Annotated in this window: 12 protein-coding genes and 1 tRNA gene; 11 read left to right on the plus strand and 2 right to left on the minus strand. The window is 49.1% G+C overall.

Annotated elements, in window-relative coordinates; genetic code table 11:
* Positions 1 to 63 precede the first annotated feature (63 nt).
* Genes mreC through rodA form a run of 4 tightly spaced genes read left to right on the plus strand, consistent with a single transcriptional unit; the run spans position 64 to position 4,545 of the window.
* The gene (gene mreC, locus Q397_RS22925; RefSeq protein ID WP_240475089.1) at positions 64 to 966 is read left to right on the plus strand and encodes a rod shape-determining protein MreC; all 903 of its coding nucleotides are present in this window, start codon (positions 64 to 66) and stop codon (positions 964 to 966) included.
* Complete coding sequence (gene mreD, locus Q397_RS0115765) at positions 963 to 1,472, plus strand: rod shape-determining protein MreD (RefSeq protein WP_028880243.1); 510 nt, start codon at positions 963 to 965, stop codon at positions 1,470 to 1,472. Before mreC ends, mreD begins: the two co-directional genes overlap by 4 nt.
* 8 nt (positions 1,473 to 1,480) lie before the next feature.
* Positions 1,481 to 3,364 carry a penicillin-binding protein 2 gene (gene mrdA, locus Q397_RS0115770; protein WP_028880244.1) on the plus strand — a complete coding sequence of 628 codons (1,884 nt, stop codon included), beginning with the start codon at positions 1,481 to 1,483 and terminating at the stop codon, positions 3,362 to 3,364.
* Positions 3,365 to 3,372: 8 nt separating this feature from the next.
* Positions 3,373 to 4,545 carry a rod shape-determining protein RodA gene (gene rodA / locus Q397_RS0115775; protein ID WP_156950748.1) on the plus strand — a complete coding sequence of 391 codons (1,173 nt, stop codon included), beginning with the start codon at positions 3,373 to 3,375 and terminating at the stop codon, positions 4,543 to 4,545.
* Between the two features lie 9 nt (positions 4,546 to 4,554).
* Here rodA and Q397_RS24375 read toward each other — a convergent pair whose 3' ends face one another.
* On the minus strand, positions 4,555 to 6,375 hold the full coding sequence (locus Q397_RS24375; protein ID WP_156950745.1) for a PAS domain-containing protein: 1,821 nt from the start codon (positions 6,373 to 6,375) through the stop codon (positions 4,555 to 4,557).
* Between the two features lie 143 nt (positions 6,376 to 6,518).
* Between Q397_RS24375 and Q397_RS22935 the strand changes: the two genes are divergently transcribed.
* The 6 genes from Q397_RS22935 to Q397_RS0115810 all read left to right on the plus strand — a co-directional run bounded on the left by Q397_RS22935 (position 6,519) and on the right by Q397_RS0115810 (position 11,695).
* On the plus strand, positions 6,519 to 8,225 hold the full coding sequence (locus Q397_RS22935; RefSeq protein ID WP_051610145.1) for a tetratricopeptide repeat protein: 1,707 nt from the start codon (positions 6,519 to 6,521) through the stop codon (positions 8,223 to 8,225).
* Positions 8,225 to 9,079 carry a 4-(cytidine 5'-diphospho)-2-C-methyl-D-erythritol kinase gene (locus tag Q397_RS0115790; RefSeq protein WP_038014288.1) on the plus strand — a complete coding sequence of 285 codons (855 nt, stop codon included), beginning with the start codon at positions 8,225 to 8,227 and terminating at the stop codon, positions 9,077 to 9,079. Before Q397_RS22935 ends, Q397_RS0115790 begins: the two co-directional genes overlap by 1 nt.
* Positions 9,080 to 9,143: 64 nt before the next feature.
* A tRNA-Gln gene (locus tag Q397_RS0115795) sits at positions 9,144 to 9,218 on the plus strand.
* 89 nt (positions 9,219 to 9,307) lie between these two features.
* On the plus strand, positions 9,308 to 10,933 hold the full coding sequence (locus tag Q397_RS0115800; protein WP_028880247.1) for a site-specific integrase: 1,626 nt from the start codon (positions 9,308 to 9,310) through the stop codon (positions 10,931 to 10,933).
* A gap of 58 nt (positions 10,934 to 10,991) precedes the next feature.
* Positions 10,992 to 11,357 carry a type II toxin-antitoxin system RelE/ParE family toxin gene (locus Q397_RS0115805; RefSeq protein ID WP_028880248.1) on the plus strand — a complete coding sequence of 122 codons (366 nt, stop codon included), beginning with the start codon at positions 10,992 to 10,994 and terminating at the stop codon, positions 11,355 to 11,357.
* 5 nt (positions 11,358 to 11,362) lie between these two features.
* Positions 11,363 to 11,695, plus strand: a complete 333-nt coding sequence (locus Q397_RS0115810; protein ID WP_051610147.1) for a helix-turn-helix domain-containing protein — start codon at positions 11,363 to 11,365, stop codon at positions 11,693 to 11,695.
* A 53-nt stretch (positions 11,696 to 11,748) separates the two neighbouring features.
* Here Q397_RS0115810 and Q397_RS0115815 read toward each other — a convergent pair whose 3' ends face one another.
* Positions 11,749 to 12,279 carry a hypothetical protein gene (locus Q397_RS0115815; protein WP_169738006.1) on the minus strand — a complete coding sequence of 177 codons (531 nt, stop codon included), beginning with the start codon at positions 12,277 to 12,279 and terminating at the stop codon, positions 11,749 to 11,751.
* Positions 12,280 to 12,296: 17 nt separating this feature from the next.
* On the opposite strand from Q397_RS0115815, the gene Q397_RS0115820 reads away from it, so the two are divergent.
* Positions 12,297 to 12,545, plus strand: a 249-nt coding sequence (locus tag Q397_RS0115820) for a transposase (RefSeq protein WP_028880251.1), incomplete at its 3' end; no start/stop codon positions are given.

Here is a 12,545-nt window from a genome sequence, read left to right on the forward strand (position 1 = left end):
CAAGGACCAGGTTCATCAACGCGCGTAGACGCCATACGCCATTACTTGCAACGATTTGCATATGTGGGTTTGGTTGGCGCCGCATTTGGGTTGATGATGCTGGGAAAAGCCGAAACAGTGATCGTGGAAGAGGTCCGTGCGCGGATCAACGATGCCTTTGCCCCCATCCTTGAAGCCATTGCAGAACCTGCGGAAACCGTGCGCAGCTATCTGGACGAAGGTCGTCAGTTCCTGTCTATCCACGAAGAAAATATGCGCTTGACGCAAGAAAATGAACGTTTGTTGAAATGGCAGACGGTGGCGCGCAAGGTAGAGGCTGAAAATGTGATCCTGCGGGATCTGTTGAACTTTCAGGTCGGTCCTGAAGCCTCTTACATCGCTGCGCGTGTGATTTCTGATGACGGCGGCACCTTCTCTGAAAGTGCGTTGGTGTATGCCGGAAAGCGTGAAGGGGTCAACAACGGTCAGGCGGTCGTAACCGGCGAAGGTCTGGTTGGTCGTGTGGCGGGGGTGGCCCATCGTTCCGCCCGTGTGTTGTTGCTTACGGATTTGAACAGTCGTATTCCTGTGATGATTGAAAGTTCGCGCGCGCGCGGGATTTTGGCGGGCCGCAACGAAGAAAAGCCGATTTTGACGAAACTGCCACCGGGAACGATTGTGTCACCGGGGGATCGCATTGTGACCTCTGGTCATGGCGGGGCGTTCCCGGAAGGGATTCCGGTCGGATTGATTACAGCGGTGAATGATGCATTGGTGGAAATCACGCCCTTTGTAGATTCTCAACGTTTGGAAATTGTCCGTATTGTGGATTACGGGTTGGATGGCATTTTAGACCGTCACCGTTTGAGAACGGACCTCCCGAAAGATGACTTGCCGGTTGCGGTTGTGCCGGAAGAAAAAACGGTAGAGCCTATGCATACGGTGGTTCCCAAGCCCGGCACAGAAAGGAGACCGTCTGAACCATGAAACCGGCGTTTTGGCAGCGGCTAGACCTTTGGGCGCGCAATATTTCACCGGTGGGGTTGACGGTTTTACTTATCCTCCTCAGTGTCATTCCAACACACATACCGGGTTATGCGTCTATTGTGCCGCAATTGGCGTTGATGGGGGTTTTTCATTGGACGGTTTTTCGACCTGACCTGTTCCCCATTCTGGCTGTTTTTTTGATCGGTATTTTACAAGACAGCTTGTCGGGCGCACCGATGGGGCTAAATACACTGGTGTATCTGACGGTGTTCGGGGTTGTACTTGGGCAACGTCGGTTCTTTCTCGGTAAAAGCTTTTTTGTTGAATGGCTGGGCTTTAGCATTATTTGCGCAGGGGCTGCCCTGCAGGCGTGGCTCTTGTTGTCGGCTTATTATGTGCATGTGCTGGCACCGGCGCCGGTCTTGTTTCAGTATTTGATGAGCATCGCTTTTTATCCCCTGTTGGCCTGGATCATGGGCCGCTGGCAGACTTCTATCTTAAGGTAACGCTGTTTATGCATCGCAGTTCAGACAGATCAAAACTTTTCAGCCGCCGCGCCGCCGTTTTGGGCGGGGGGAAGCTGGTTCTGTTGTCGGCGCTTGCGGGGCGGATGTATTATCTGCAGGTGGTTGAAGCCCCGCGCTTTAAAACAATGGCGGAAGAAAACCGGATTTCCATCCGTCTGTTGCCACCGCCGCGCGGCAATATCGTAGATCGTTTTGGCGAAGAATTGGCGGTCAACGAAACGAACTACCGCGTGCTGATCACCGCCGAAGATACCAACGGCAAGCCCAAGGAAACATTGGACACATTGGGGCAGGTCATTGAGATCAGCGAAAAAGAAAAGAAGAAGATCCTAAAAGAGATCAAGCGCAAACGCAGTTTCGTTCCCGTGACCGTGCGGGAAAACCTGACGTGGGAAGAAGTTGCGCAGATTGAAGTCAACACGCCTGACCTTCCCGGTAGCGAGATTGACGAGGGCCAGACCCGCCATTACCCCAAAGGCCATTATTCCGCGCATGTGCTGGGCTATGTGGCCGCGGTCAGTGAGCGCGATGCGAAAGATGATCCTTTGCTGGAACTGCCGGGCTTTCGGATCGGCAAATCCGGTATTGAAAAACTGCATGATCTGAAATTACGCGGCACCGGCGGCACCTCGCAGGTGGAAGTCAATGCCTTGGGCCGCGTTATTCAGGAAGTTGAGCGCCAAGATGGCGAACCGGGCGCAGAGGTGATGCTGACGCTGGATGCGGGCCTGCAACAGATGGTATCTGAACGTTTGGGCGAAGAGGCCGCGGCTGCGGTGATTATGGATGTGCACACGGGTGATATTCTGTCTATGGTGTCCAGTCCGACCTATGACCCCAATGCGTTTAACCGGGGATTATCGCAAAAAGAATGGCAGGACCTGATCAACAACCCACGTGGCCCACTGACCAACAAGGCGATAGCTGGACAATATGCGCCTGGTTCCACCTTTAAAATGGTCGTTGCGCTGGCTGCTTTGGAAAAAGGGGTGGTTACACCCACGCAGGAAATCTATTGCGGCGGGCATATGGATTTGGGCAACGCGCGCTTTCACTGCTGGAAACGTGGTGGCCACGGCCCTATGAATATGGTCGAAGCCCATATGCATTCGTGTGATATCTATTTTTACGAGATTGCAAAACGTACCGGTATCAACCGTATCCATGATATGGCGAGACGTCTGGGGATCGGGGATGTAACAGGGTTGGACCTGCCCGGCGAACGCACAGGGTTGATGCCGTCGCGCGACTGGAAGCTTGCGACATTGGGTGCCCCATGGCAGGGCGGCGAAACCTTGATTACAGGGATTGGTCAGGGCTATGTCTTGACAACTCCTTTGCAATTGGCGGTCATGACGTCCCGACTGGTGAGTAATAAAAAAGTTGTCCCGCACCTAACGCGTAAAATCACTACAGCGGATGGGGTGGTGATCCCCGTGCGCACAGAGTTTGAATCTTTGGGTCTATCGCCAGCACATTTAAAATTGGTGCAGGATGGGATGAATGCGGTGACAAACGTGGTCGGCGGTACGGCCTATCGCTCGCGTATTAAAGAAAAAGAATTTGCTATGGCGGGAAAAACCGGCACGGCACAGGTGCGCCGGATTACGAAGGCGGAACGCGATTCACGGGTGCGGAAAAACTCCGAATTGCCTTGGGAATTACGCGATCACGCTTTGTTTGTCGGTTTTGCACCGTATCATAACCCGCGCTATGCGGCGTCTGTCGTGGTGGAACATGGTGGGTCGGGCTCGAAAGTGGCTGCCCCGATCGTGCGTGACCTGTTGTTAGAGGCCCAGCGTCGTGAATCCGCACGAGGGGAACCCATCGTTGCGCCTGCTGCGACCAAGAAAAACGGTAAGGAGGCCTAGAGCCGATGATGCGTTATCGTCTGGGGCAGGATAAGCTGACCATGGGTCGCAAGATCCTTGAACTCAATTGGGGCTTTGTCCTTCTGTTGATCATCACCGCCAGCGTCGGCTTTGCCATGCTGTATTCAGCCGCACCGGGGGACCCGAATGTCCCGGGATCGGTGGGCAGTTGGGACCCTTGGGCGAAACGTCAGTTGATCCGTTTTGCCGGGGGGATGGTCATTATGTTTGTGGTGGCCCTGACCGATATACGTATTTGGCTACGTTATTCCTATATCCTTTATTTTATCGCCCTTGGCTTGTTGGTGGGCGTAGAAGTTAAAGGCTCCATCGGGATGGGGGCGCAGCGCTGGATTAGCCTAGGGTTCTTCCAGCTCCAACCTTCGGAATTGATGAAGATTACACTGGTCCTTGCGTTGGCACGCTATTTCCATGGGCGCTCCCTTGAAGAGATTCAGAGTATCCCGTTCCTGTTTGTGCCGTTGTTTATGGTCGCGGCCCCCTCGGTCTTGATCCTGCGTCAGCCGGACTTGGGGACGACTTTGATGTTGATCTTGGGCAGCGGCGTGATCTTTTTCCTCGCCGGGGTGCGGTTGTGGAAGTTTACCCTTGTTGGGGTCTCGGCCTTGGCGGCGATTCCGGTTGCGTGGCAGTTTTTACACACCTATCAAAAGAAACGCGTCCTTACCTTCCTCAATCCTGAAAATGATCCTTTGGGTGCGGGCTATCATATCATGCAGTCCAAGATCGCCTTCGGGTCGGGCGGGATGACGGGGAAAGGGTTTGGGCAAGGGTCCCAAAGTCACCTGAACTTTTTACCTGAAAAGCAGACGGACTTTATCTTCACCATGCTGGCGGAAGAACATGGTCTGGTCGGGGGGCTGATGGTGATGGGGCTTTATCTGTTGCTGCTGATTTATGGCTATGCGATTGCCATGCGTGCGCGGAGCCAATACGGGCGTCTGGTCGCCCTTGGGGTGACGACAACGTTCTTCCTGTATATCTTCATCAATATCGGGATGGTGATGGGGCTGTTGCCTGTGGTTGGCGTGCCGTTGCCGCTGATCTCTTACGGGGGAACCGTGATGATTTCGGTTCTGTTTAGTTTTGGACTGTTGCTCAGTGTGTCCGTCCACCGTGATCTGACGATCGGCCGTAAAGGGGAGCCCGACGATTTTTAAGGTCGGTCTCTAGGCTTCAGGCAGAGTTACGCTGAAGGTAGACCCTTTCCCTTCGATGGATTTGAGGGCGATTTTACCATCCATCTTTTCAATGAGGGCCTTGGCGATGCTGAGGCCCAACCCTGTGCCACCCTTGGCGCGTTGGTCGGAACTATCGGCCTGAATAAATTTGTCGAAAACTTTTTTCTGAAGCGATTTGGGGATACCGCGACCGGTATCAAGGATGGAGATAACGACCTGCCCGTCTTTGCAATCGGTTGTGAGCGTCACCGTTCCGCCTTCGTTGGAAAATTTGATCGCATTAGACAGCAGGTTGGAGATGACCTGCATTAACCTGTCTGAATCAGCGAGAACGTAAAGCGAGGATGGGGGGACCTGAGGGGCCAGCGTTAGCGTGACCTTGTACTGGCTGGCGTAGGCCTGATGATTCTTGAGCGCAAGGCTGAGAAGTTCCTCAACGGCAACAGAGGTGATGTTAAAGTCCATGCGGGCGGATTGGAGTTTCTCCATATCCAAGATGTCGTTGACGAGCAAAATCAGCCGATTTGAATTGTTATTTGCAATTTCCACAAGGTTTTTTACTGGCGGCGGCAAGTCTTTGGACATGGTGTTTGACAGCAGCCCCAACGCGCCATGAATGGCGGTCAATGGGGTGCGCAGTTCATGGCTGACAATGGAGGTGAATTCTGATTTGGCTTGTTCAAGCTGTTTCATCTCGGTGATGTCGGTATGGGCGCCGACCAAGCGGATAGGTTGGCCTTGCTCATTGCGCAGGGCTTCCGCACGCGAAAGGATAAAGATATAATGTCCGTCCTTATGGCGCAGACGCTGGACCATTTCAAAGCGCGGTGTCTCCCCCCGAAAATGCCGTTCTAGCTCGTCCATTGCTTTTTCGCGGTCTTCGTCACAGATCAGGTCGGCCCAGCTTTCAAAACTGTTGCTGATCTCCTCATCGGTATAGCCCAGTTGGGCTTTCCATTGCGGGGAAAACCAGACTTGGTCCGTCTGTAAATCCCAATCCCAGATGCCATCCGATGTGGCGCGAAAAGCCATGGACATTAGCTCTTCTTTACTGCGCAGACTTTCGTGGTGTTGCTTTTCAACGGTGATGTCCTGAATAATCCCAAAGAGGCCCACGACCTTGTCATGGTCGTCTTTTTCACAGACGGCGCGCACAGACACATAGCAGGTTGCGTTGTCATCACGCAGCAGGCGGGCATCGGTTTGAATGTCCGTCCCGTTACGAATGGCATTTTCGACCTGTGTCCAGACCACAGCTCTGTCAGCACCGACAAAAGCGCCAATGAAATCATCAAGGCTAATGTCGGCGGTATTGGGTTTGCGTCCGTAGATGTTGTAGACCTCGTTGGACCATTTAAGGAGGCCGGTTTGCGTATTCAGGTGCCAGTGACCGACGTGGGCCGTGTTTTCCGCCATTTCCAGCAGGCGAATATCGTTTTCAGTGCGAAGTGCTTTTCGTTTTGCTTTGGTGATGTCGCGCCCGATGGCATAGAATAGGGTGTGATCATCTTCCGAGATATGGGCGCGCCATTGTACCCAGATGTAGTGGCCTTGTTTGTGACGGACCCGATTTTCAAAATCGATCACTTTCAGGCCATGTTCCAATTTGTTGAGGGCAAGGTGGGTGGCATCTCGATCTTCGGGGTGAACCAAGTCCATGAACGGAGCTTCAAGCAGAAAGGCCTCATCAAAGCCCAAGGTGTCAATCCATGCCGGGTTGACGTTGCGAAACACCCCGTCGGTGCCTGCAATGCACATTAAATCAAGGGCATATTTAAACAATGCTTCTGGGTCGTTGAGTCGGGTCACATTTAATACTCGGCGTGGCTGAATTGTCACAGGCAGATAATGCAGGATAACCCAATGTAAAGAAAAAACCAATTCACTGGTTTGATTTATATAAACCCTCGGCTACACTGCTGGCAACAATGATGGATGAGGTTTAGCCTATAATGTTTGCTCGTACGCTCAAAAATACAGTCTTTGGTGCTTTTATTTGTATCCCGCTTTTTGCAGCAGGCTGCACGACCGCAAATGAACCGGACTATCCTCCTCTTGAACCGGGACAGTCGGCCTTTTCGAATTATCTGGTGGGGCAGTATGCCGTGCGCCATGGAAAGATGGATACGGGCGCGGATTTCCTTTTAAAGGTTCAGGATGCCACCGACCTGCCGGACGTTATGGTGTCGAGTCTTAATCGCCAATTGTTCACCATACTGGCGGGGGAAGGGCGTCTGGACGAAGCTGCGCGGTTAGCCGAGCACATGGACCAGAATGACATGATGGGCAATCTGGTCTTGGTTGTGCGCGATATCGCCAACGATCAGGCACAGGCGGCTTTAAAACATGCAGACGCTATTTCCAATCAGGGGATTGGTTTGTTTATCAAGCCGTTGGTGTATGCGTGGACAGTTGCGGCGACCCAAGGGGCGGATGCGGCGCTTGCTTCTTTAAAACCCATGTCCAAACAACAGGGGCTAGAATCCCTTTATCACCTGCACAGCGGCCTTTTGCATTTGTATGCGGGGCGGGAAGACAAAGCGGAAGATCATTTTAAACAGGCAGCAAGCGGTGCCAATGGCATGTCCCTGCGTCTAGCGGAACTTTATGGCACGTTGTTGGTCAAGCAAGGACGTGCGGAAGAAGCCCATAAAGTTTACGAAACCTATTTTGCCGATCATCCCGACTCGCTTTATATTCAGGCAATGTTGGATGATCTGGAAAGTGGTGCTTTGGCACAACGTCCGGCGTTCGGGCTTAAGGATGGTGTGGCGGAAAGCCTTTTCGGGCTGGCGTCGTCCTTGCGTTCCCCGAGCACGCGTCAGGTCGGTTTGATCATGGGGCAGTTGGCGTTACATATCAAACCGGATTTTCCGTTAGCACAAATTCTGGTCGCTGAAATTCTGGAAAGTAATCAGCGTTTTGGTGACGCCAATAAAGTCTATGCCGGCATTGCGCCAGAGAATCCGTTTTCCTGGTCGGCCCGTTTGCGCATGGCTCTCAACCTTGATGATATGGGGCGTACGGACGAGGCGGTTGATGTTCTTAAGAAAATGGAAAAACAACATCCTGACCGTTTGGAAGTGATGATCACGCTGGGCGATATCCTGCGCCACCGGGAACGGTTTGCGGAATCGGAAAAAGCATATGGCAAAGCCTTGAAACTGATCGGGGATAATATCCAGCCGCATCATTGGAATTTGCTGTATTCCCGCGCAATTACGCTGGAGCGTCTCCAGCGTTGGGAGGAAGCGGAGCCGCTGTTCCTGAAAGCGTTGGAGCTGGAACCTAATCAGCCGTTTGTGTTGAACTATCTCGGTTATTCGTGGATTGAAAAGGGACGACATCTGGCGCGCGCTCAAAAGATGATTGAAGATGCCGTGCGTCAGCGACCGCGCGATGGGTATATTGTCGATAGTCTGGGCTGGGTTCTCTATCGATTGGGGGACTATGAGAAAGCGGTTCCTCATCTGGAACGCGCCGTTGAATTGCAACCGTCAGATCCCGTTATCAACGATCACTTGGGGGATGCCTACTGGAAAGTCGGGCGTAACCGCGAAGCCCGTTTCCAATGGAAGCGCGCAAAAAGCCTTGATCCGACAGATGAGGTTTTGGAAGTTCTTGAAGAAAAATTAGAAAGTGGGTTGATTGAAAACTAATGGGCGTCATTTGTGAGGCGTATGCCAAGGTCAATTTATATCTTCATGTCACCGGTCAGCGGGAAAATGGCTATCACGAACTCGATAGTCTGATCTGTTTTGCCCAGACAGGCGATTATCTCACTTTCTCTCAGGCTGATGATATTACCTTGCAGGTAACAGGCCCGATGGCACGTTTTCTGGAAGGGGATGAGCAGGATAATCTGGTCTTGCGCGCGGCCCATGGCCTAAAGCAGTTATGCGGGTATGCTGGCGGTGCGTCTATTGTGTTGGAAAAGCACCTGCCTGTTGCGGCGGGGATTGGCGGTGGTTCCGGTGATGCGGCGGCTACTTTAAAAGGCCTGTGCGCGCTCTGGAACGTGTTTCCGGACCCGATGGGCTTGCAGAAATTGGCTTTGTCTTTGGGCGCGGATGTGCCGATCTGTTTAAAACAGCATGCAGCCCATGTAGGCGGCATCGGTGAAGTGATTACACCGCTGGCTCCTTTGCCCGAAAGCTGGATGCTGTTGGTAAACCCGATGGTGGCTGTTCCGACTCCCGAAGTTTTTAAACGCCGCAACGGTTCTTTCCATGCTCCGTTCCCTATGATCGGGGAATATAGTTTCTCGGACTTTATTTCCGAGCTGAAAAAACGCACAAACGACCTGATGGCACCGGCATTAAGTATCGCGCCATCGATTCATCAGGTTCTGACAGAATTGAGACAACAGGACGGCGCGTCTTTGGTGCGCATGTCGGGCAGCGGGGCGACCTGTTTTGCGATTTTTGCGCGAGAAGAAGACGCCATAAACGCAGAAAAGGCATTAATATCAAAGTTTTCTGGCTGGTGGACGGCTGTCGGAAAAATTATTTAATTTTTTTAAAATTAGCTCTTGCGCTTTGGAAAGTTTCCTCGTATGTTCCGCTCCACCACATTGATGGGGCATGGCCAAGCGGTAAGGCAACGGTTTTTGGTATCGTCATTCCCAGGTTCGAATCCTGGTGCCCCAGCCACTTTGAAAGTCATTTACTTTCAATGACTTACGAATAGAAGAACCTAATTGTGTACCAATCGTGTGTACCAGTTAGGTTTTTCTTTTTTTATGGCTAGAATCAACCAGAATCTCCTCAGGTTAGATGGCAGGTATTATTACCGTCAGCGTGTGCCTCTCGATTTAGTCTCGACCTTAAATCGCAAACAAATTAAAAAAGCATTGGGAACGGCTTGTCCAAGGCAAGCTAAGGTCTTGGCTGTAAAAATCAGGGGGGCTGTCGATAAGCTTTTTGACAGCGTAAGAATTGTGTCTAACGATAATGACAAAATAAATGAACTTCTGACGGATGAACAAAAGAAGCTCTTTGAGAACAAAGACTGGAAAAGCCTTCAGCATGAACTCATGAAAGATATCATGGGTGCTCAAGGAACCCTGATTAAAGCCAAAGATAAAAATAGCCAATTAGAGAAAGAAATCTTCGAGTTTGAGAAAAAGGAACTAGAAGGAAAAAAAGACCGTGCAGAACAAGTTGTTCAGAATCTCTCTCAGACGCTTGTAAACATGTCTTCTCAGTCACAGTCACCCCAAACATCACAAATGGCCTCAGAACCCATTAAAAAGGAACCTACGAAGCCATTCTCTCATTATGTGGATGTCTTTTATGAAGAACAAAGGCTTGATGGGGCTTCTCAGGAAAAGCTGAGACATTACAAAGCGGCCTTTAAAATGTTCATTTTCTTGGTGGGTGACAAAGCTATTGATGAATATACCCGCCAGGAGTTTCTGACTTACAAAAAGAATGCGAAAAATATCTCAGCTAATTTTGCCAGAAGCGATAAACGAATTCAAAAATGCACGATTGAACAGGCATTAAAGTTTCCAGGGGATAAATACACCCAAACAACGCTGAAGAAGCACTTCAATTATGTCACCACAGTTTTCAGAGCAGCGGCACGGGAAGTTCCAACTGTAAACCTCAGCATTTATGAAGATATCCGTATGGCAGGACGGGAATCTGATAAACGTGCAGTATGGACAACTGAGGAATTACAGGAATTATTCTCCACCCCTATCTGGACAGGCAGAAAAGGTCGTATTCATCGCCATACGTACCATAAAGGCAATAAATTCTTTAAAGACGAATATTTCTGGATGCCCTTGATTGCCATTCATACAGGAATGCGGGTTGAAGAAATCTGTAAGCTTCGTGTTGAGGACATCAAAGAAGAAGATGGCGTTCCCTATATTGATGTGACTTGGGGTGAAAGGCGTTTGAAAACATTATCTTCAATTCGTCAGGTTCCCATTCATCCAGACTTATACAAATACGGTTTCCAAGAGCTGATTGATGCAGCAAAACGGGAAAAAGAAGACAGGATTTTCTTTAAGCTAAATAAAGGCACACAAGGGAAATACAGTGAATATTATTCCAAGGATTTCGGGGCTTATTGTGAGAAAGTTGGAATCTATCAGAAGTGGCGCGATTTCCACGCTTTCAGACATACATTTGCCAGTTATTTATATGATTCAACCCGTGAAATTCTTCAGATTTCCGCGATTTGTGGGCATAGTGCCAAAGAGATTGATGATATTGGAAATTTAAAGGGTAAGGGCTTCAATGTTCAGACAACGGATTACATTCACATTGATTTGAAATCCAAATATGAAGCCATTAAGAAGCTTAGTTTCCCAGGGCTGGATTTAAGTCATTTGGATAAGGGTGGGGACCGTTAATAGCGAAATGCCAAACTTTAAAAAATAATTATTGAATAAATATGGGAGAACAACCATAATGCATATGAGAAAGCCATTGGCTTGGCTTGCATCAAGTAAAAAGGATTACATGAACTTTCCTGAGGATGTTCAAGACGAGATGGGTTTCGCACTTGATACTGTTCAATGTGGCAAAACACCAGCGATAGCAAAGCCTTTGAAAGGTGTTGGTGCAGGAGTATATGAACTTATAGACGATTTTAATACAGATACATATCGTGCTGTATATACTGTCCAGTTTGAGAATAAAGTTTATGTTCTTCATGCATTTCAAAAGAAGAGTAAATCAGGTATCAAAACACCTCAGAAGGATGTAGATTTAATCAAAGATAGATTGAAGGCGTTAAAAAGCCATCTTGAAGAGATGAAAAAAAAGAAGGATTGAGCGTTATGACTATAATCGAAATAGAAGAGGTTGAGGGTTCTGTTTACAATTCGTTGCATGATGAAAAAACAGCGCTAGATATGACTCTAAAGGCGGATTTGGTACATCAAATTCTTGCGTTTAAGGAAATGAATGACCTTAATCAAACTCAGCTTGGTGAACTTATTGATATGGACCAAGCTGATGTTAGCCGTATGTTACGTGGGAACTTTCGTAATATTGCTGTTTCAAAGATTTTAAATTGTTTAAGCAAGCTGAGTTATGATGTTGATATTCTTTTGAAACCCCACCCTGTAGCAAATGAGACGGGTGTTGTTAGAGTCCTTGAAACCGCTTGAGATTTATAAAGTACAAAAGAAAGGCTCCCTGATCTGTAGGGAGCCATATTTTTTTACCATGTATCAAAAGCTGGAACATCAAGCGGTAAGTCATTCCGCTTCATAGTAAACTCGCCTTCATCTTCATGAGGATGAAGAACGCCTGTATTGATATCTACTGAGAAATTCTCTGGAAAATCTGCTCCGTCCTCAATGCCATTGCATACTGCCAAAAGGCAATATTGAAGACGGCTTTCCATATTTGAGAAGATGTTATTCATATATTTGTGCAGCATATAAAATACAAATGGGCGTTTCTCAGGCTCAATTTTATCATATTGCCGTTTAAAAGCAGGGATAAGAATACCATCCATCTCATGTAAGCTTCGATAAATGGCATCAAAGCCAGAAACAAAGACATTTGGCATAAGTGCCCCATCTTCAAGGCAATGAGGCAGGAAGTTATTTTTATATCGGCTTTGATATCGCTTTCTGTATGTCTCAGTATGAATAATATAATCGAAGAAGGTGCAGTATGTTTGTGGCGTAGCCCCCAAAAAGTGATCCACACGAAATGTTAGTTTTTCTGGCTTATTCAAATCCATGGATAAGGAGAAAAGACATGGGAAAACTGAAACGACCAACGCCTGAGCAGATCATCACGAAGCTTCGAGAAGCCGAGGTTATCATTGCCCAAGGCAATACGATTGCTATCGCAGCTCGCAAAATCGGTGTGACTGAACAGACCTATTATCGTTGGCGCAACCAATATGGCGGCATGAAAACGTCTCAGGCCAAAAAGATGAAAGCTTTAGAACAGGAAAACGCCCGCTTGAAGAAAGCGGTTGCGGAACTAACGCTGGACAAGCTT

The organism is Terasakiella pusilla DSM 6293, from assembly GCF_000688235.1.
GTDB classification, from domain to species: Bacteria; Pseudomonadota; Alphaproteobacteria; order Rhodospirillales; family Terasakiellaceae; genus Terasakiella; species Terasakiella pusilla.

Excerpts from the sequence above, each read along its gene's own strand:
- Q397_RS0115815 (WP_169738006.1), bottom strand. The coding sequence starts at position 12,279 with ATGGATTTGAATAAGCCAGAAAAACTAACATTTCGTGTGGATCACTTT.
- Q397_RS0115805 (WP_028880248.1), top strand. The coding sequence starts at position 10,992 with ATGCATATGAGAAAGCCATTGGCTTGGCTTGCATCAAGTAAAAAGGAT.
- rodA (WP_156950748.1), top strand. The coding sequence starts at position 3,373 with ATGCGTTATCGTCTGGGGCAGGATAAGCTGACCATGGGTCGCAAGATC.
- Q397_RS0115790 (WP_038014288.1), top strand. The coding sequence starts at position 8,225 with ATGGGCGTCATTTGTGAGGCGTATGCCAAGGTCAATTTATATCTTCAT.
- mreD (WP_028880243.1), top strand. The coding sequence starts at position 963 with ATGAAACCGGCGTTTTGGCAGCGGCTAGACCTTTGGGCGCGCAATATT.
- Q397_RS0115810 (WP_051610147.1), top strand. The coding sequence starts at position 11,363 with ATGACTATAATCGAAATAGAAGAGGTTGAGGGTTCTGTTTACAATTCG.
- mrdA (WP_028880244.1), top strand. The coding sequence starts at position 1,481 with ATGCATCGCAGTTCAGACAGATCAAAACTTTTCAGCCGCCGCGCCGCC.
- Q397_RS22935 (WP_051610145.1), top strand. The coding sequence starts at position 6,519 with ATGTTTGCTCGTACGCTCAAAAATACAGTCTTTGGTGCTTTTATTTGT.
- Q397_RS0115800 (WP_028880247.1), top strand. The coding sequence starts at position 9,308 with ATGGCTAGAATCAACCAGAATCTCCTCAGGTTAGATGGCAGGTATTAT.